Origin of the sequence: uncultured Arthrobacter sp., from assembly GCF_947493765.1 — a bacterium.
Classification (GTDB): domain Bacteria; phylum Actinomycetota; class Actinomycetes; order Actinomycetales; family Micrococcaceae; genus Arthrobacter_D.
In genome coordinates this window covers 210,826-229,778 of record NZ_CANLSZ010000002.1, presented here as the reverse complement: position 1 = coordinate 229,778, position 18,953 = coordinate 210,826, and the positions used below count along the sequence as shown (strand labels likewise).

At 69.6% G+C, this 18,953-nt stretch carries 17 protein-coding genes; 8 read left to right on the top strand and 9 right to left on the bottom strand.

Features of this window, described 5'->3' with window-relative positions; translation table 11 throughout:
* Window positions 1–369 precede the first annotated feature (369 nt).
* Together Q0747_RS04010 and Q0747_RS04005 are read right to left on the bottom strand one after the other, a co-directional pair.
* Window positions 370–1,536: an IS30 family transposase gene (locus tag Q0747_RS04010; RefSeq protein ID WP_298251970.1), complete on the bottom strand. Its 1,167-nt coding sequence runs from the start codon at window positions 1,534–1,536 to the stop codon at window positions 370–372.
* Window positions 1,537–1,884: 348 nt separating this feature from the next.
* On the bottom strand, window positions 1,885–2,568 hold the full coding sequence (locus Q0747_RS04005; RefSeq protein WP_298251969.1) for a hypothetical protein: 684 nt from the start codon (window positions 2,566–2,568) through the stop codon (window positions 1,885–1,887).
* Window positions 2,569–2,676: 108 nt separating this feature from the next.
* On the opposite strand from Q0747_RS04005, the gene Q0747_RS04000 reads away from it, so the two are divergent.
* Entirely contained in the window at window positions 2,677–3,168 is a 492-nt protein-coding gene (locus Q0747_RS04000) for a DUF2975 domain-containing protein (protein ID WP_298251968.1), read from the top strand.
* A 13-nt stretch (window positions 3,169–3,181) separates the two neighbouring features.
* On the opposite strand, the gene Q0747_RS03995 is transcribed toward Q0747_RS04000, so the two are convergent.
* Together Q0747_RS03995 and Q0747_RS03990 are read right to left on the bottom strand one after the other, a co-directional pair.
* On the bottom strand, window positions 3,182–4,186 hold the full coding sequence (locus Q0747_RS03995; RefSeq protein WP_298251967.1) for a hypothetical protein: 1,005 nt from the start codon (window positions 4,184–4,186) through the stop codon (window positions 3,182–3,184).
* Window positions 4,187–4,253: 67 nt separating this feature from the next.
* Window positions 4,254–5,582 carry a uracil-xanthine permease family protein gene (locus tag Q0747_RS03990; protein ID WP_298251966.1) on the bottom strand — a complete coding sequence of 443 codons (1,329 nt, stop codon included), beginning with the start codon at window positions 5,580–5,582 and terminating at the stop codon, window positions 4,254–4,256.
* A 102-nt stretch (window positions 5,583–5,684) separates the two neighbouring features.
* Between Q0747_RS03990 and Q0747_RS03985 the strand changes: the two genes are divergently transcribed.
* Together Q0747_RS03985 and Q0747_RS03980 are read left to right on the top strand one after the other, a co-directional pair.
* Window positions 5,685–6,539 (top strand): SDR family oxidoreductase, encoded by an 855-nt coding sequence (locus tag Q0747_RS03985; RefSeq protein ID WP_298251965.1) that lies wholly within the window; start codon window positions 5,685–5,687, stop codon window positions 6,537–6,539.
* The gene (locus tag Q0747_RS03980; RefSeq protein ID WP_298251964.1) at window positions 6,536–7,903 is read left to right on the top strand and encodes an aldehyde dehydrogenase family protein; all 1,368 of its coding nucleotides are present in this window, start codon (window positions 6,536–6,538) and stop codon (window positions 7,901–7,903) included. The genes Q0747_RS03985 and Q0747_RS03980 overlap by 4 nt, the downstream gene beginning before the upstream one ends.
* Before the next feature lie 29 nt (window positions 7,904–7,932).
* Here the strand turns inward: Q0747_RS03980 and pgm are convergent, their stop codons facing one another.
* Entirely contained in the window at window positions 7,933–9,564 is a 1,632-nt protein-coding gene (pgm, locus tag Q0747_RS03975; protein WP_298251963.1) for a phosphoglucomutase (alpha-D-glucose-1,6-bisphosphate-dependent), read from the bottom strand.
* A gap of 158 nt (window positions 9,565–9,722) precedes the next feature.
* Here pgm and Q0747_RS03970 point away from each other — a divergent pair, with 158 nt between their 5' ends.
* On the top strand, window positions 9,723–9,887 hold the full coding sequence (locus Q0747_RS03970) for a hypothetical protein (RefSeq protein ID WP_298251962.1): 165 nt from the start codon (window positions 9,723–9,725) through the stop codon (window positions 9,885–9,887).
* Between the two features lie 139 nt (window positions 9,888–10,026).
* On the opposite strand, the gene Q0747_RS03965 is transcribed toward Q0747_RS03970, so the two are convergent.
* From Q0747_RS03965 to Q0747_RS03955, 3 genes are all read right to left on the bottom strand, one after another.
* A complete protein-coding gene (locus tag Q0747_RS03965; protein ID WP_298251961.1) occupies window positions 10,027–11,550 on the bottom strand; it encodes a long-chain fatty acid--CoA ligase in 1,524 nt (507 codons plus the stop codon).
* A gap of 479 nt (window positions 11,551–12,029) precedes the next feature.
* A complete protein-coding gene (locus Q0747_RS03960; protein WP_298251960.1) occupies window positions 12,030–13,502 on the bottom strand; it encodes a peptide MFS transporter in 1,473 nt (490 codons plus the stop codon).
* A gap of 36 nt (window positions 13,503–13,538) precedes the next feature.
* Window positions 13,539–14,933, bottom strand: coding sequence for an amidase (locus Q0747_RS03955; RefSeq protein WP_298251959.1), 1,395 nt, complete (start codon window positions 14,931–14,933; stop codon window positions 13,539–13,541).
* Window positions 14,934–15,095: 162 nt separating this feature from the next.
* Here Q0747_RS03955 and Q0747_RS03950 point away from each other — a divergent pair, with 162 nt between their 5' ends.
* The 4 genes from Q0747_RS03950 to Q0747_RS03935 all read left to right on the top strand — a co-directional run bounded on the left by Q0747_RS03950 (window position 15,096) and on the right by Q0747_RS03935 (window position 17,809).
* Window positions 15,096–15,422, top strand: coding sequence for a rhodanese-like domain-containing protein (locus Q0747_RS03950; protein ID WP_298251958.1), 327 nt, complete (start codon window positions 15,096–15,098; stop codon window positions 15,420–15,422).
* Window positions 15,419–16,384 (top strand): prephenate dehydratase, encoded by a 966-nt coding sequence (pheA, locus tag Q0747_RS03945; RefSeq protein ID WP_298251957.1) that lies wholly within the window; start codon window positions 15,419–15,421, stop codon window positions 16,382–16,384. The genes Q0747_RS03950 and pheA overlap by 4 nt, the downstream gene beginning before the upstream one ends.
* 40 nt (window positions 16,385–16,424) lie before the next feature.
* Window positions 16,425–17,399 (top strand): DNA topoisomerase IB, encoded by a 975-nt coding sequence (locus Q0747_RS03940; protein ID WP_298251956.1) that lies wholly within the window; start codon window positions 16,425–16,427, stop codon window positions 17,397–17,399.
* Window positions 17,400–17,491: 92 nt separating this feature from the next.
* Window positions 17,492–17,809: a hypothetical protein gene (locus Q0747_RS03935; protein ID WP_298251955.1), complete on the top strand. Its 318-nt coding sequence runs from the start codon at window positions 17,492–17,494 to the stop codon at window positions 17,807–17,809.
* Here the strand turns inward: Q0747_RS03935 and Q0747_RS03930 are convergent.
* Complete coding sequence (locus Q0747_RS03930) at window positions 17,806–18,939, bottom strand: diacylglycerol kinase family protein (RefSeq protein ID WP_298251954.1); 1,134 nt, start codon at window positions 18,937–18,939, stop codon at window positions 17,806–17,808. The genes Q0747_RS03935 and Q0747_RS03930 overlap by 4 nt on opposite strands.
* Window positions 18,940–18,953: the final 14 nt, after the last annotated feature.

The following is an 18,953-nucleotide window of genomic DNA, read 5'->3' as shown; positions in this document are numbered from 1 at the left end:
TGGGAGCGCCCGTGCACCACGAAGGGAACCAGACCGGAATCGCCGCGACGCTGGGTTAAGCCAATCGGGCCCACTCCACCCGCGCTTTCTCCCGCGTCACCGGAACCACATCGAGCAAATTCGCCGCCGCGCACCAGAGAGCAAGACACACAAGGAACAGCAGTGGCGGGGGAGTGGAGGTGCCTCGACCAAGTCTGCTGCAACCCGTTGCTTGCGAGACAGTCTCACAACGTCGGACGGGCGTTCCGGTAAGACGTTCCATGTCGAGACAACTAAGTAAGACAGTCGCGACGCTCTCATAGCGCGGAGCGGTCGTAACGGGTGTGGGCCTGCCACGGCGTCTCGCAAACCTTTGGCGACCTCAACCGGTCAATGCACCACCTGTGATTCTGAGGGTATCGCGGGCTGGTTCGCGGTGCTGAGGTGGGCCTGGTAGAGGTCGTTGGAGCTGGCCCATTTTAGGACCTGCCGGGGACGGTCGTTGAGGAGGTTCGCGATGTCGTCGAGGTCTTTGGCTGTGAAGCGTTGGAGGTCGGAGCCTTTCGTGAGGTATTGGCGGAGCATGCGGTTCGTGTTCTCGTTCGTCCCGCGCTGCCAAGGGCTCCCTGGGGCGCAGAAGTAGACGTCCATCCTCAGGTCCGTGGAAAGCTGCTGATGCTCTGCCATTTCCCGACCGCGATCCCAGGTCAGCGACCGGCGCAACGGTTCCGGAATCGCTGTGAACGCTTCAGTCAGGGCGATGCGTACGGCCTCTGCTTTGTACCCGTCGGGAAGATGAACGACTTTGACGGCCCGGGTGGTGCGTTCGACTAGCGTCGCTACCGCGGAGGGCCTCTTTCCCATGACGAGGTCGCCTTCCCAGTGGCCGACTTCAACGCGGTCCTCGATTGATGCTGGGCGGGCGGTGATGGGCACCATGTTCTTCAACCGGCCACGACCCAACGACTGCTTGGCTTTTCGTGGCCGGCGGATGGTGCTCCCGGAGCGCAGATGCTGGGACATGCCACGGTCGAGCTCACGGCGGTATTCGTAGTAGATCGACCGGTAGATCCCCTCGTGGGACAGGCGCATGACCGTGTCCTCGGGATAAGCCAGCTTCAACCATGCGGCGATCTGCTCCGGTGACCACCCCAGGACCAGCTTCTCCTTCACGACCTTCAGCAACGCCGGTCGTTGTTTGAGCCGGGTCAGCTTCGGCCGCTTCATCCGAAGGCGGGCTGTATCTTCAGCGGTTGTTGCCCGGTACGCGGTTCGTCCGCCGTTGCGCCCGAGCTCCCTGGAGATGCTCGAGTGAGACCTGCCCAGGGCCGCGGAGATCCGGCGGACAGACAATCCTGCCGCAACACCGCGGGAGATCTCCTCGCGCTCCTGATGACTCAGGTGCCGGTGATGCCGCCGAGGAACGCTCGGCTTGATGCCGCCATGGCCCCGGAGGAAGTACTGGATGACGTGCGCCGGTTGCCCTACCCGGTCGCCGACCTGGCGGAAGGACTCACCATCCCGCCACCCCTCCCAGATCGCCTGCTGCTGCTCCATCGTGAACTCCACACGCACCTCCACCACTCATCCTGCCAAGGAGTGGTGCATTGACCGGTTGAGACCGCCACAGGTTCCCGAGACAGGCATTCATCTCCGTCGGAGCCGAAGAGCTTCCGCCAGATCTAGGGGTGTCGACTGTCTCAGGAAGTCACCTCACCGTGAAGTATCTCAGCGCTCCTGTCGCTAGGACTTTGTGGGACGGACTGCTGAGATGGAGCACACGGGCTACACCCGCGTGAGTGCATCGTCCCGGGACGCGAAGATGCAGCCCGACGAACTCGTGCCACCGGCGTCCGAAAGCGAGCCATCTTCGCCGGTGGCCGCCTAGGGTGCCGACCCCTGGTTTCAGTCGCGCGAGGTGATGTCGCCGCTGATGAGGATCATGAAGGTGTGGTCCTCGGTGAGGATGTTGACGAAGCCCGAATCGACGCTCAGGACGTAGCCGGTGATGGTGCCGTCGGTGGTGCCAATCCGTTCCTCGGGTACCCAGGGTGTCTGGACGAGGGCTGCGACGAACAGGACGGAGACGCCGGTGACCCACCCCACGCTGGTCATGGCTCGGGAGAAGATGCGGCGCACCCTGCTTCTTTCCGGAAGGATGCGGATGAGGGCGAACATCCCGAACACGGCCGCTGCCGCAACGGGCAGCCACACGAGGTGGAAGCTCACGGTCAGGGCGATCATGGTCACCGCGGCCAGGACGGTGGAGAGCACGACGACGGCCTGAAGCCCGCGGGACGACCACACGAGGGTGGCGACCAGCAGCGGAAGGACGCCGATCAGGAGAATCGCCACCAGTAGGTATCCGGCCATGAGCGTCCCGACGAGAAGGGCGAGCCCATCGCTGAAGCTGATGGTGGTGCTGACGGCGAAGGCGGTGTTCCAGTCGTAGCCGGAGACGGCGAGGATCCGCAGGAGCAGGAAGACGAACGCCCATGCCGCCGCCGGTGCAACGGCGCCGGTAAAGCGGGCAGCTGTCCCCGAGGAGTCGTCAGCTGCGGGGTCGGTCGTCTTCGCGTGAGCGCTCACAAGACGAGGCTACTGGTCCCGGGGGCACGGTCTCGTTCGGGAGAGCACGGTGGCCGGGAAAGTAGCCACCCTGTTGACCGACGTCGGCCGGAGGACGAGGATCGCGACATGACCACGCAGGAAGCGCTTCCCCTCCGTTTCTTCCTCGGGCTCTGGGCCGCCGCGGCACTACTGGTTCAGGTCGTGGTCATTCCACGGGCCGGCTCCGATGTGGCCGGCGCTTACCCGGAAGTCGCACACCTGGCACCCCCGACCGTCGCGGTCCTCATAATCGCAGTCGTTGGGCTGGAGCTGGCGATCGTGGCAGCCTGGCGCCTCGTCGCGATCGCTGTGGCGGGTGGGACATCGACCGGTAGGGCACGGCGCTGGGCCGACGTCATGGCGGCGTCGCTCACGGGCATGGCCGTACTCGGTGCCGGAGTATGTGCGTACATGGGTTTCGTCGCGAATATCGGAGGACCCGCGATGCTTTTCGGGCTGCTCGCCTCCCTCGCCCTGATCCCGCTCGCCGTCGCGCTGCGGGGCTGGGTGATGGGCTGGTTCGACCGAAGCGCCTCCGCACAGGAGCACCCCACCTCCGTCCTGCCGACAACAGCCTAGAACCGCGCAGGACCTAGAGCACCGGGTCACCCAGCGTCCGCAGATGCCGCAGTGCCGTCGGTGCGTACTCGCGCAGGGATTCCTCGTCGGCGTGCACGAGCAGGCGCAGCCACGAGGCGTACCGGTGCACCCCGGCCAGCGCCAGGGCGGGCTCGACGGCGGCGCGCAGCCGGCTCAGCGGGGCATGGTCCGTCCACCGCTCGAGGTACGCCGTGATGACCGCCTCGATCCGTGGATCGCCCGGCGTCGTCCCCCACTGCTCGCGCATCTGCGTGATCGGCACGAGCAGCGCGCTGAACGGATGCGCCCAGTAGGAGTCCGCGAAGTCCAGGAAGCGCAGCGGCTCCTCATCGGTTCCCGGGAGGAAGCAGTTGCCACCGTGCAGGTCGTTGTGGTCGAGCGAGAGCGGCACGGGCACGGAGCGCAGCACGTCCACGGCCGCGGCGATCGCCGGGAGGCGCGCGACGACGTCGGCTGCCTCCTCCACGGACAGGTGCATCGGGTGCCCGGCCGGAATGCTCGTGTGGAGCTGCAGCTGGTTCTGGACGAAGTCCACGGCCACCTCGGGGTTCATGATGACCAGCCCTGCCCCGGCGAGCCGGTCCCCGTGGGGTGCCGCGATCCGCTGCAGCTCGGCGAAGTCCACGGCGATCCGCGCCCAGAGGGCAGGATCGGACGGGCCGAGACTGTCCACGGTGACCCCGTAGTCTGCGGTGAGCATCCACCCCCGGGAGGCGTCGATGACCAGTGGCGCAGCCACGCGGTCCGGTGCGAGCTCGCCGAGGACCGACAGGATGGAGGCCTCGGCGAGCTGCCCGGGATTGTTCTCCTTGAACCACAGCGTCCCGTGATCCGTGGGCACCGCGAGCTGGGTCGACCAGAATCTGATGCGCGGCTGCTCGGCGGGCCCGGTGCGCCGCACCTCGAGGGCTGCGAGCGCAGTGTCGATCCACTGCTCGGCCTCCTGGCGCCAGGCGGAGGAGGCCCAGAGTTCACGGGTCATTGGTCCACTGGTCATGGGGTGCTGCTCATGGAACGCAGGGCAGGACGGAAAGGTATGGCATGCGGCTCATTGTCGCAGCCGGTCAACCGAGCTTCGAGGGTCTGCTGCCGTGGTCGCTCGATTCGAGCTCCTCGGGCCCGGCGACGTGCTCGCTGCCGCGGATCCGGGCGATCGCCGTCATGCCGTGGAAGATGAGCAGTGCCGCCGCCGTCCCGAGGGCGATCCCGGCGAACGTCAGCTCGCCGATCACCCAGGTGAAGTCCGCGATGCCGATCACCAGCGCCACGCCGGCCGTGGACAGATTGATCGGATTCGAGAAGTCCACCTGGTTCTGCACCCAGATGCGCACCCCGAGGATCCCGATCATCCCGTAGAGGACCACACCCGCGCCGCCCAGCACCCCGGGAGGCACGGTGGCGATCAGCGCACCGAACTTGGGGAACAGGCTCAGCAGGATCGCGACGACGCCGGCCACCCAGTAGGCGGCCGTTGAGTACACGCGCGAGGCCGCCATGACGCCGATGTTCTCGGCGTAGGTGGTGGTGCCGGACCCACCACCGGCGCCGGCGATCATGGTGGCCAGCCCGTCCGCCATGAGGGCCCGACCGGTCAGGGGGTCCAGGTCGCGGCCTGTCATCGCGGCCACCGACTTCACGTGGCCGATGTTCTCCGCCACGAGGACGAGGACCACGGGGACGAAGAGCCCGACGACGGAGAGATGGAACTCCGGAGCGGCGAAGTCCGGCAGGCCGGTCCACGCCGCGGCGCCGATCGCGGCGAGATCCACCTCCCCGCGGAGCAGGGCGACGGCGTACCCCGCGAGCACGCCGACGAGGATCGACAGCCGCCCGAGAATGCCCTTGAACAGGACTGTGACGAGCAGGATCGCGAGCACCGTGACCAGTGCGGTGAGGGGTGCCTGCTCGAAGCTGGCCTTGGCCGTGGGCGCCAGATTGAGGCCGATCAGGGCCACGATGGAGCCCGTCACGATGGGCGGCATGGCCACCTGGATCCACCGGGCGCCGGCGGTGTGCACGATGAACCCGATCACGGCCAGGGCGGCGCCCGCCATGATGATGCCGCCCAGGGCGCCGGCCGGCCCGTGCTGGGACTGGGCTGCGGCGATCGGGGCGATGAAGGCGAAGCTGGAGCCGAGATAGCTGGGGATCCGCCCTGCCGTGATGACGAGGAACAGGAGGGTGCCGATCCCGGAGAACAGGAGCGTGGTGGAGGGCGGGAAGCCGGTGATCAGCGGCACGAGGAAGGTGGCCCCGAACATCGCCACCACGTGCTGCGCGCCGATACCGACGGTCCGGGGCCAGCTCAGGCGCTCGTCGGGGGCCACGAAACCGCCGGCCCGCACGTTCCGGCCGTCCCCGTGGAGAGTCCAGCCGATACCTCGTATGCTCATGGGTCTGCCTTCCGAAGGCGATCGCGGGGGTCCCGGGAAATCCTACCGGCAGCGCGCGGGCTTCGATGCTACGTTGCAGAGCAGCCAGAGAAAGGGCAGACGATGACATTCAGCATCACGGGACGGACCGTCCTGGTCACCGGCGCGGGCCGCGGCATGGGCAGGCTCTACGTGGAGCGCGCCGTCCAGGAGGGGGCCGCCGCCGTCGTCCTGTGGGACGTGGACGGGGACGCCCTGGAGGAGGTGGTCACCTCCCTGACCTCGACGGCGACCGCGCTCCACAGCTACGTGGTGGACGTCGCGTCCGTCGAGTCGATCCAGGCAGCGGCGCAGTCGGTCCTGAACGACGTCGGCGTGCCCGACATGCTCGTCAACAACGCGGGGATCGTCCGTGGCAAGTACTTCTGGGAGCACGATCACACCACCGACATCGACGCCACCCTGGACATCAATCTCGCGGGTCCCATGCACATCACGCGGGCCTTCCTCCCGGCCATGATCGAACGCGGCACCCCGGGCAGCATCCTCAACATCGCGTCGGCCTCGGGAACCCTGGCCGTCCCGCGGATGAGCGTGTACGCGGCCACCAAGTGGGCCATGATCGGATGGAGCGACTCGCTGCGCCTGGAGCTCCTCGAGGCCGGCCACCCCATCGCCGTCACCACCCTGATCCCCAGCTACATCAAGACCGGGATGTTCGAGGGCGCACGCGGCCCGCTCATGACGCCGCTGATGGAACCCGGGTACGTGGTGGACAAGGCCTGGCGCGGAGCCCTCGAGGGCAGGGCCCGCATACAGCTGCCCTGGACCGTCCAGCTCGCCGGCACCCTGCGCAATCTCCTGCCGCAGCCGGTGTGGGACGTCGTCGCAGGACGCGTCTTCCGGGTCTACAGCTCCATGGAGAAGTTCACCGGGCGCCCGGTGAGCACCAGCACCGACCAGAAGGCAGACCGATGAACGCCGCAACACTCCTCGCCGACCACCGCCGGTTCTTCGACACCGGCGCCACTCGTCCCGTCGAGTGGCGCCGGGGGCAGCTCGAGGCCTTCCTGCGCCTGCTCTCCGAACGGGAGGACGAGCTGACCGGCGCCCTCGAGGAGGATCTCGGCAAGAGCCGCACGGAGGGCTTCCTCTCCGAGGTGGCCGTGGTGCGGGCCGAACTGGACTTCGCCCTCAAGCACCTGGACGCCTGGATGGAACCCGAGAAGGTCTCCGTGCCGGGCGGGTTGCGCCCGGCCCGGGCCTGGACCCAGGCGAGGCCGCTCGGCGTCGTCCTGATCATCGGGCCCTGGAACTACCCCATGCAGCTGGTCCTGGCGCCGCTCGTCGGCGCCCTCGCCGCGGGCAACGCCGCGGTGATCAAGCCCAGCGAACTGGCTCCGGCCACGTCGGCGGCGCTCGCGCGCCTGGTACCGCTGTACCTGGACCGTTCGGCGGTGTCCGTCGTCGAGGGCGGGGTCGAGGTGAGCACCGACCTGCTGGCGCAGGCCTGGGACCACATCTTCTACACGGGGGGCGAGCGTGTGGGGAAGATCGTGATGAAGGCCGCGGCCGAGCACCTGACGCCCGTCACCCTCGAACTCGGCGGCAAGTCTCCCGCCGTCGTCCTGGACGGCGATCTGCGCACCATGGCCCGGCGCCTCGCGCACGGCAAGTTCATGAATGCCGCGCAGACCTGCGTGGCTCCCGACTACGTCCTGACGACGCCGGACCGGGCACCCGCGCTCGCCGAGGCGCTGGCCGAGGCGGTGCGGGAGTTCTACGGCAGCGATCCCCGGGAGTCGGGCGACTACGGGCGGATCATCACGGACGACCACTTCGACCGGCTCGTGAAGCTGCTGCCCGACGGCACGGTCGTCTCCGGCGGCAGGCACGAGCGCGCCGAGCGGTACCTCGAGCCGACCATCCTGCGCGAGGTGGACCCGGGGTCGGCGCTCATGCAGGAGGAGATCTTCGGGCCGCTCCTGCCCATCCTCGAGGTGGCGGATCTCGACGCGGCGATCGAGTTCATCGCCGCGCGCCCGCACCCTCTGGCGGCGTACTTGTTCAGTGACAGCGGGGAGCACCTGGACGAGTTCACGGAGCGGGTCCAGGCCGGCGGACTGGCCCACAACGTGAGCACCATCCAGCTTGCGGTCCCGGGACTGCCGTTCGGCGGCGTCGGCACGAGCGGGATGGGCAGCTACCACGGGCACGATTCGTTCCGGACATTCAGCCACCGGCAGTCCGTGTTCTCCAAGCCCACCCGGATGGATACGCTCCGCCTCGCGTACCCGCCCTTCGGTCCGATCAAGCGGAAGCTGCTGCGCAAGCTCCTCTGAGGATTGGGCAGGCTCGACGACGTTGCGCCTCAGCCGATGACGCCGTCCACCAGGGCCTTCGCCTCGGCCTGGACCTGGGCCAGGTGCTCCTCGCCCTTGAAGGACTCCGCGTAGATCTTGTAGACGTCCTCGGTGCCCGAGGGGCGCGCGGCGAACCAGGCGTTCTCCGTGGTGACCTTCAGCCCGCCCACGGGGGCGCCGTTGCCCGGTGCCTCCGTGAGGCGGGCCGTGATCTCCTCCCCGGCGAGCGTGGTGGCGGAGACGTCCGACGGCGAGAGCTTGCCGAGGGCAGCCTTCTGCTCACGCGTGGCGGCGGCGTCGATCCGCGCGTACACGGGCGCCCCGAACCGGTCGGTCAGACCGGCGTAGTGCTGCGACGGCGTCCTGCCCGTCACGGCCGTGATCTCCGACGCCAGCAGGGCCAGGAGGATGCCGTCCTTGTCCGTGGACCAGGCCGTCCCGTCGAGCCGCAGGAACGAGGCACCGGCGGACTCCTCGCCACCGAAGGCGAGCTCGCCTCTGAGCAGACCGGGGACGAACCACTTGAAGCCCACGGGGACCTCCTGCAGCACGCGGCCGAGATCGGCGGCGACGCGGTCGATGATCGACGACGACACGAGGGTCTTGCCGATCACCGCGTCCTGCCGCCAGTCGGGGCGGTTCGCGTAGAGATACTGGATGGCGACGGCCAGATAGTGGTTAGGGTTCATCAGGCCGGCGTCGGGGGTGACGATCCCGTGGCGGTCGGCGTCGGCGTCGTTGCCCGTGGAGATGTCGAACCGGTCCGCCTGCCCGATCAGGGACGCCATGGCGTAGGGCGACGAGCAGTCCATGCGGATCTTCTCGTCCCAGTCCAGGGTCATGAAGGCCCACTGCGGGTCCACCGTGGGATTGACCACCGTGAGATCGAGATCGTGGCGCTCGCCGATGGCCCCCCAGTAGTCCACGGAGGCGCCGCCCATGGGGTCGGCTCCGATGCGGACGCCCGCGGAGCGGATCGCGTCGAGATTCAGCACGGAGGGGAGATCCTCGACGTAGTGCTGCAGGAAGTCGTAGCTGCCGATCCCCTCTGCCGTGCGTGCCTGCGCCAGCGGCATGCGCTTCACCTCGCGCAGCCCGCCCTGCAGCAGCGTGTTGGCACGGTTCGCGATCCACGTGGTGGCGTCGGAGTCGGCCGGCCCGCCGTGCGGGGGGTTGTACTTGAAACCGCCGTCACCGGGCGGATTGTGCGAGGGAGTGATGACGATGCCGTCGGACTGATCCGTGCGCGTCGCGTTGTAGCCGAGGATGGCGTGGCTGACCGCGGGGGTGGGGGTGTAGGCGCCCCGCGCGTCGATCAGTACCGTGACCCCGTGGGCTGCGAGGACCTCGAGCGCCGTGTTCTGCGCCGGTTCGGACAGGGCGTGCGTGTCCTTGCCCATGAAGAGCGGCCCGGTGATGCCCTGGCCCGTTCGGTACTCCACGATCGCCTGCGTGATCGCCAGGATGTGCCCTTCGTTGAAGGAGGACTTCAGCGACGACCCGCGGTGACCGGAGGTCCCGAACGCCACGCGCTGGGCGGGGTCCGTCAGGTCGGGTTCGACGTCGAAGTACGCGTCGAGCAAGCTGGTGATGTCGACGAGATCGCTGGGAAGGGCTACGGTGCCCGCTCGGTTGGCCATCGCCCCAGCATGTCAAAGAACAGGCCCGATTACACCCGTTGCCCGGCTGCGTCTTCCCCCGAGCGCCTCGACCGGTCCGGCTTGCCGGGGCAGTGATCGTCAGTAAGCTGAGAATCAGCCCCCGACCAGGGAGCGGACGCTGCACGGAAGGCACCGAGATGAGCGAGAACCAGAGCGAGACCCCCGACAACGATCCCGGCGAGCAGGGCGCGGAGCAGGCCGGCGCGCCCGACGAGCAGACCGAGGGAGGCTACGGCGGACCGGACCCCGAGGAAGAGGTGGCTCCCGGCTTCGAGGCGGACAACGAGGGCTCCGGAGCCTGATCCACCGTTCCACTGTTCGGCCGCCGGGCAGGTGATCCCCGCCGCAGTACCCGCCGCGCCGGGGCCGGGGAGGGGGAGCCGTCCCCCACCCCGGCCCCGGCGTCTCCCGGCAGGAGCGCTGCCGGTCGGATCGCCCCGCCTAGACCGCGATCTCGCGCTTGAGGATCTTGCCCGTGGGTCCCTTGGGCAGGGCGTCGACGATCACGACGCGGCGCGGGTACTTGTAGGCGGCCACCCGATCCTTGGCGAACGCGACGATCTCGTTCGAGAGGGCCTCGGCCGCGGCGTCGTCGGCGGGGGCATGCTCGGCCTTGAGGCCGATGACAGCCACGATCTCCTCGCCGTGCAGCTCGTCCGGCACACCGATGACGGCGGCCTCGGCCACGGCTTGGTGCTCGTAGAGCACTTCCTCCACCTCCCGCGGGTAGACGTTGTACCCGCCGCGGAGGATCACTTCCTTCTTGCGGTCGACGATGAAGATCAGGCCGTCCTCGTCGAAGCGGGCCAGATCGCCCGTGCGGAACCAGCCGTCGGGGATCGCGGTCCTCGTGGCCTCCTCGTTCTCCCAGTAGCCCTTCATCACGCAGTGGCCGCGCACGGAGAGCTCGCCGACGTCGCCCTGGGGTACGTCGTTGCCCTCGCCGTCGAGCATGCGGACCTCGACACCCTCCACGGGGGTGCCGATCGAGCCGGGCTTGCGCAGCTCCCCCACGCGGTTGAAGCTCACGATCGGGGAGGTCTCGGACAGGCCGTAGCCCTCGAGCAGATCGGCCTTGAACACCCGCTCGAACTCGTGCAGTACCTCCACCGGCAGCGCGGAACCGCCCGAGACGGCCACCCGGACGGAGGAGAGATCGGTGGAGGAGACGCTGGGGGTGCGCAGCATCGCCACGTACATGGTGGGCACGCCCTCGAAGATGGTCACCCGATCCCGCGCGATGATCTCCAGCGCCTTGGCCGGCTCGAACCGCGGCAGGAGGGTCACGGTGGCGCCGGTGAGGACGGAGGCGTTGAGGGCGCACGTCTGACCGAAGATGTGGAAGAACGGCAGGCCCCCGAAGAGCACCTCCCCTTCCTTGATCCCCATCAGGTCACGGGAGATCTCGGCGTTGCGCGAGAGATTGGTGTGGGAGAGGGTGGCGCCCTTCGGTCGACCGGTGGTCCCGGAGGTGAACAGGACCACGGCGGTGTCGTCGCCGTCGAGGTCGACGACCTCCGGTGTCGGCTCGGCCGCCGAGACGCGCTGCATGAAGGCTCCGCTGTCCACGGTCACCACGTCCACCCCGGCGTCGGTCTCCTCCGCGGAGACCTCGGCGCCGGCGGTCGCCTCGGCGCTGACGCCCTCCCAGGCGAAGACGAGCTTCGCGCCCGAGTTGCTCAGGTGGTAGGCCACCTCGCGGCCCTTCAGCAGGGGATTCAGCGGCACGACCACGGCCCCGGTGCGCAGCACGCCGTAGTAGACGAAGGCCATCTGCGGGATGTTCGGCATCATCAGCGCCACGCGATCGCCCCGCTGGATGCCGAACTGGCCGAGGATCGTCGCGACTTTCTGGCTGAGCTGCTCCAGCGCGCCGAAGGTGACCTCGACGTCGTCGAGCTTGATGGCCACGGCGGAGGGGCTCCTCGTCGCGGTGGACACCAGGTTGTTGGCGAGGTTCGTCACTCGATCTCCTTCGATCATGCGTAGCGCGGCAGCGGCCGGTCACGATGTTACCGGTGGGTAGAAGTCTGGGTGATCGTGGGCGGTCACGCAACAGGGCGCACTGGCCTGCCCGGCTCAGTGGATGGGGAGCCGGTGCGGCCGTTACCTCGGTGGAGGGGGAGTCGGGGCGCAGGGCGTCGGTCCGGTCTCGGTGGGCGGCACGACGGCGGTGCCGTGTCGGAGGGCGGGGACGTCGCCCCTGTATGTGTGCGGCGGCGCAGTGTCGGCGCAATGTCGGTGCAATGTCGGTACTGATCCGGGGTCTTCGAGGCCGTTCGAGGCGTGTCGCGCCCGAACACGCCGTCCGAGGGCCTGTTTCAGCCGCGAAGTCCCCGGACCCGAACGCCTGGGACAGCAAAGACCCCGGACTCGGACGCCCGGGACAGCGGAAACCCGCAAGGCTCGGTTCAAGCCGGCCCGCCCGGTCCGATCGAGGCAAATCAGCGGACGCCGCTCATCGCCCTGCGGATCACGGGTGCGCTCGCGAGGAGGGCCCCTCCGAGCACGATGGCGGTGATCCCGCTGAACGCGAAGTAGGGGACCTCCGTCTCCGCCGAGTAGGAGCCGGCCAGCAGACCGGAGACGGTGGTGCCGAGCGAGATGGAGAGGAAGAACAGCGCCAGCATCTGGGTGCGGAACGCCTCGGGTGCCAGCTTGGTGGTGACGGACAGGCCGATCGGGGAGATGAAGAGCTCGGCCCACGTGAACAGCAGCAGGATGGCGGCGAGGGCTATCAGCGGTGTGCTGTTCGGCCCGCCCCCCGCGAACGGGATGAAGGCGAGGAACGCCAGGCCCATGACCATCAGGCCCAGGGAGAACTTCACCGGCGACGACGGCTGGCGCTCGCCCAGGCGCGTCCACACGCCTGCGAAGACCCCGGCGAAGACGATGATGAAGATGGGGTTGATGGACTGCACCATGCCGGGGGGCATCTCCCAGCCGAGGATGGTCCGGTCGAGGCGGCTCTCCGAGTACAGCGCCACCACGGTGAACTGCTGCTGGAACAGCGACCAGAATGCGGCGCTGGCCAGGAAGAGCGGCATGAAGGAGTACACCCGGCGTCGTTCCTCGGCGCTGACCTTGCGGCTCGAGAGGATCACCGCGAAGTAGGCGATCGTCGCCGCGATCGCCGTGTACGCCATGATCTCGGCGAGATTGCCGGCGTTCAGGAGCCCGGTGGACAGGACCACGCCCAGGAGCACGAGGACCCCGACGGCGATGCCGATCCACCGGGCGTAGGCCGCGCGGGGCAGGGGATCCTCCACCTCGTGCGCGGCGGCCGGCAGTTTCCGTCGGGCCAGGGAGTACTGGATGAGCCCGGCGGCCATGCCGACCGCGGCGAGCCCGAACCCCACGTGGAAACCGAAGTTGTCCCACGCCAGATTGGTCAGGAGCGGTCCCACCAGGGCGCCGATGTTGATGCCCATGTAGAAGATGGAGAAGCCCGCGTCGCGGCGGGTGTCGCCGGGCGCGTAGAGCGTGCCCACGAGGGACGACGCGTTGGCCTTCAGCCCGCCCGAACCCACGCCGACGAGGACGAGGCCGACCGACAGGCCCACCACCCCGGGCAGCAGGGCGAGCGCGATGTGGCCGCACATGATGATGATCGCCGAGAAGAAGAGCACCCGCTCGGATCCCAGGATGCGGTCCGCCACCCAGGCGCCGAGGATGGTGGACAGGTAGACCCCGCCGCCGTAGGCCCCGACCAGACCGGCGGCGGTGCCCTCGCCGAAGCCGAGCCCGCCCTCGGCGAGAGAGTAGGTCATGTAGTACAGCAGCAGGGCCTGCATGCCGTAGAAGGAGAAGCGCTCCCAGAGTTCCACGCTGAACAGGTTCGCCAGCATCCGCGGATGGCCGAAGAAGGTCTTGCCGTCGGGAGCGGTGGTCCGCTGGGAGGTGCTCACCCGTTCCATGGTGCCGCCCGTCATCGGGTGAAGCAAGCGTGCCGGCTACCCGCGTACCGCCTCGAGCTGGGCGGTCACGGCGAGCAGCTCCGCCTCCTCGCCCGGGCGGCCGATGAGCTGCACGCTCATCGAGAGGCCGTCGGGGAGGGTCACGGCGGGTACCGTGACAGCGGGGAGCCCGCAGACGTTGACCATCGAGGTGTACGGCGAGTACTGGCACTGGCGCACGTAGTCCGTGTCGCCGTCGGCGTCCGTGTACCAGCCGACGGGGCGCGGCGTCATGGCGAGCGCGGGAGTCAGGATCATGTCGTACGCCGAGTACTGGCGGATGGTCTCGTGCTCGAAGGCGCGCAGGACGTCGATCGCTCCGGCCAGCTCGGCCGCGCTCCGGCCGAGGGCCCGACGGCGGAGGACCCGCGTGAGGTCCGTCAGGCGGTGCTCCCGGTCGGAGGGGATCGGCAGGTTGGCCAGCCCCGCCGTCCAGACGAGCTGGAACGCCTCGTGGTAGCGGGGGTCGTAGCTCAGATCGGTGTCGACGACGTCGTGGCCTGCGTTCTGCAGCAGCTGGATCCCGGAGCGCAGGGCGTCGACCGCGGCGCTGTCCAGGTCGATGTCCATCGCCGCGGAGAACGGGGACGCGGTGCTGACGCCGATCCGGAAGCGTCCCTCGGCGCGCAGGGCGGCATCGGTGAAGGAGCCCGGATGGCGCGAGGCCGCGCTCGTGGGCCGGTAGTTCGGCTCACGCACCAGGGCGTCGAGGAGCAGGCCCGCGTCCACGGCGGAGTGGGCAAGGGGCCCGGCGACCACGAACTGCCCCAGATCGGCCTGTCCCGACCCCGACGGCACGCGGCCGCGATTCGGTTTGAGCCCCACCAGTCCGGTCGCCGCGGCGGGGATGCGGATGGACCCGCCGCCGTCGGTCCCGGGTGCGAACGGGAGCATCCCGGCGGCCACGGCGGCGGCGCTGCCTCCCGAGGAGCCGCCGGGGCTCCGGCGCCGGTCCAGCGGGTTGCGGGCCGGCGGCGCCAGGTGGTTCTCGCTGTAGGAGCTCAGCCCGAACTCGGGGACCTGCGTCTTGCCGAGGCTGATGGCTCCCGCGCGGCGCAGCACAGCGGCGAGCGGGGCGTCCTTCGGCGCGATGGTCGGATCGAGCGCCGCGGTCCCGAGGGTGGTCCGCACGCCGGCGACGTCGGTGAGATCCTTGTGCGCCAGGGGCATGCCGTGCAGCGGACCGAGCCCCACACCCGACGCGCGCAGCCGATCCGCGTGGTCGGCCGCGCGCAGGGCGTCGTCGTGCGTGACGGTGACGAACGAGCCCAGCGCCGGGTTCAGCGCGTCGATCCGGCGCAGGAAGTGCTCCGTCACCTCGCGGGCGCTGAGCGCCCCGCGGGCCAGGGCGTCCTGGAGGGACAGTGCGGAGAGTTCGTGCGGATCGCTCATGGGGCTCCAGTGGGAGGCGGGCAGTCACGGGACCCGCCGTGCCACGGGCCCTGCGGGAGACAAGGACCACTATAGGAGCCTGCGGGTACGGGAGGCTCCGGGCGCGTCGGGGCACCACGGCGCGTCTGGCGGTGCCCCGGCGGACCGTGAAAAGGTGGGTCCATGAGTGAACTCCAGAATGTACCGGTGACCGCCGTTCCGAAGGATGCCCGCATCCTCGACGTCCGCGAGGACTACGAGTGGGAGGCCGGGCACATCGACGGCGCCCTCCACATCCCGCTGGACGAGCTGCCCACGCGGGTGGACGAGCTGGACCCGGACGAGGACCTCCACGTGATCTGCCGTTCGGGCGGGCGCTCGCAGCGCGCCGCGGAATGGCTCGACGGCAACGGTTACACGGCCATCAATGTCACGGGCGGCATGGGTGCGTGGCTCGAGGAGGGCAAGCCCATGGTGTCCGAGGGGGACAGCGAGCCGACCGTCCTGTGACGGGTAGCACCTCCTACGCCTACCTGGGCCCCGAGGGCACCTTCACCGAGGCGGCCCTGCTCCAGGTGCCGGGGGCCGAGGGCGCGCGCCGCGTCTCGGCGTCGACCGTGGGTGCCGCGCTCGACGCCGTCCGGTCCGGAGCCGTCGATGCCGCCATGGTGCCCATCGAGAACTCGGTGGAGGGCGGCGTGAGCGCCACCCTCGACGCCATCGCCGTCGGTGATCCGCTGCGGATCGTCCGCGAGGAACTCGTTCCCATCACCTTCGTCCTCGTGGCCCGGGCGGGGACCGCCCTGGCGGATGTCCGCCGCATCGCGACGCACGGCCATGCCTGGGCGCAGTGCCGGGCCTGGGCCGACGAGCACGTACGCGACGCGGAATACATCCCGTCGACGTCGACCGCCGCCGCGGCCCAGGGCCTCGCCGACGGGGAGGACTCCTTCGACGCCGCCATCTGCTCGCCGCTGCTGGCCGACCGGCTGGGTCTGACCGTCCTGGCGGAGGACATCGGGGACGTCTCCGACGCCGTCACCCGCTTCGTCCTCGTGGGCGGACCGGATGCCCTGACGCCGCGCACGGGTGCCGACAAGACCACCGTCGTGATCCCCCTGCCGGTGGACCACCCGGGTGCCCTCATGCAGATCCTCGATCAGTTCGCGGCCCGCGGGGTGAATCTCAGCCGGATCGAATCCCGGCCCACCGGGCAGTTCCTGGGCGACTACTTCTTCAGCGTGGACGCCGACGGCCACATCGAGGACGCACGGGTGGCCGATGCCCTCAAGGGGCTGCACCGCATCAGTCCGGGCCTGCGCTTCCTCGGGTCCTACGCCCGCGCGGACCGTCGCCCCTCCCCGATCGGGCGCCACACCTCCGACGCCGCGTTCGATGCCGCCGGAGCCTGGCTCGGCGGGATCCTCCGGGGTGCCGGAACCGGCCGGTCGGAGGGCGCGCAGGCGCAGTAGGCTTACAGTCCCCACCCCGACCCGGAAGGCCGGTTCCCCGATGGCTCGATTGCGCCGGAGCAACACGCGTAGGCCCGGGATCACCCGACGCCGCCACGGCAAGGGCTTCAGCTATCGCGCTCCGGACGGAAGTCTCCTCCAGGACAAGGAGGAGATCGCGCGCATCAAGGAGCTGGTGATCCCTCCGGCGTGGCAGGAGGTCTGGATCGCCCCCTACCCGAACGGGCACGTCCAGGCGATCGGCAAGGACGAGGCGGGCCGGCGGCAGTACCTGTACCACCCGTCGTGGCGGGAGCAGAAGGACCGCGAGAAGTTCGACCGCGCCCTCGATTTCGGGGCCAAACTGACCAGCGCCCGCCGCGTCATCACGCAGCATCTGCGCAGCGACGGCGTGGGCCGGGAGCGGGCCTTCGCCGCGGCCCTGAGGATCGTCGACTCCGGTGCCCTGAGGATCGGTTCGGCGCAGTACGCGGAGGCCAACGGCTCCTTCGGGGTGACCACACTGCTCGTGGAGCACTGCACCGTCGAGGCGGACGTGGTCTCCTTCGACTTCCCGGGCAAGAGCGGCCAGCACTGGGACACGCGCCTGGAGGACGAGGATCTCGCGACGGCGCTGCGCCCCATGCTCGAGCGCGAGGGCGCCGACACCGTGCTCGCCTGGCAGTCGGAGGACGGGTCCTGGCACCACGTGGACGGCTCACAGCTCAACGAGTTCCTGCGCCAGGTCACGGGCGGACCGTTCACGGCGAAGGACTTCCGGACCTGGCAGGCCACGGTCGTCGCCGCCATGGCCCTGGCCAAGGAGGATCTCAAGGCCACCAGCCGCACCGCGCGCCAGAAGGCCGTGACCGGCACCATGCGGGCCGTCGCCGATCATCTCGGGAACACGCCCACCGTGGCCCGGAGCTCCTATGTGGACCCGCGCCTCGTGGACCGGTTCATGAGCGGGGAGGTCATCCCGATCGGCACGTACTCGGCGTCGGAGAAGGCGGTGCAGGAACTGCTGCGCGACTGACCGGTGGTCCGGTGCCCGCCTTTGTCGCCGCCCCGATCGTCAGTACGCTTGGCATGGGCGCTCACGCAGCGCATCCTCCGATGAAAGGCAGCATGATGACCGAGAACAGCCACGACGGACACATCGTGAACCCCGACGCGGGCCGCGCCTCGACGTCGGACCCCAACCGGCCCGGCGACGCCGGCGACCAGGGCAACGACCTGCGCTTCGCGGAGGAGCAGCAGCTCATCAGCGAGCAGGCCGACCCGGTCGACGACGAGGGCGACTACACCAGCGCCGAACCCCAGGGTCACTCCGGCGGGTACACCTCCGCCCAGGATCCCGCCGAGGAGGGCGAGTACACCGACAAGGACGCGCCGCTCGTCGACGAGCCCGAGGGCCAGGGCGAGTACACGGACAGCGACCGCTAGGACCGCAGCAGTCCCCGCCGGTCCTGCCGCGACACGCGTCGCGCCTGCACGGCGGTGGATCCCGATGGTCCGGGCGCCGGCGGCGGCACCCGGACCATCAGTGCGTCCGGGTCCACCCGGGCCGTCAGGGAGGTGGCGGGCCCGGACGGATCGCCGTCGAGCTGGGTGGCGATCGGCTCCGCCGACCACACCGTGATCTCCCGCACGCGGTAGTAGCTGATCACGGGGATGCCGCCGCGGTGCCGCAGGAGGATCTTCGCGGCCATCCAGGTCCAGCCGAGCAGGCTCCGGGGGCTGAGGACCACCACGTCCAGGTAACCGTCGTCGATCACGGCGTCGGGCACGAAGTCCACGCCCGCCGGGAGCTTGCCGCAGTTGGCCACGAGCAGGCTCCGCACCTTGCGGGTCTGCGGGGGCCGGCCGTCGAGGCTGATCGAGATACGCCGCCGGCGGCCCGGCAGGTGCCGCACACCGGCCTCGCTGTAGGCGAGCCACCCGAACTTCTCCTTGAGGTCCTGCTTCGCATCGGTGACCACGCTCGCATCGAAACCCGCCCCGCCCATGACGAGGAACAGGTGCTCGGAGCTGGACTGCATGCGGTCGTTGCGGATCGTGATCAGACCGAGGTCGATGCGCCGTTCGTAGCCGTGGAGGGCCAGCTCCAGACACCCGGCGATGTCGTTGTACGGCAGTCCGAGATTCCGCACCAGCAGATTGCCCGTACCCAGGGGCAGGAGACCGAGCGCGGCCGGGCTGTGCGCCAGGGCCCGGGCCACGGCCCGCACCGTTCCGTCGCCGCCCGCCGCGAGGACGACGTCGGCTCCCGCGGCCAGGGCCTGCTCGGCCTGGCCGGTGCCGGGATCCCCGATCGTGGTCTCGAGGATCAGCGGGGGCTCCCAGCCCGCCGCGGCGCAGGCGTCCGTCACGAGCCGGCGTGTGGTCTCGGCGTGCAGCTTGGACGGATTGACGATCAGGGCCACGCGGGTGGGGCCCGCCGGGACGGGCATCGGCCGGTTCACGGACGCCGTGGCTGCGCGCGTCTGCCGGAGGCGCCGCACGGACCAGTACGACCGGAGGGATGCTGCGGCCGCGGAGGCGGCGGCCGTTCCGGCAAGCAGTTTACGGCCCATGGTCCTCCACCCTA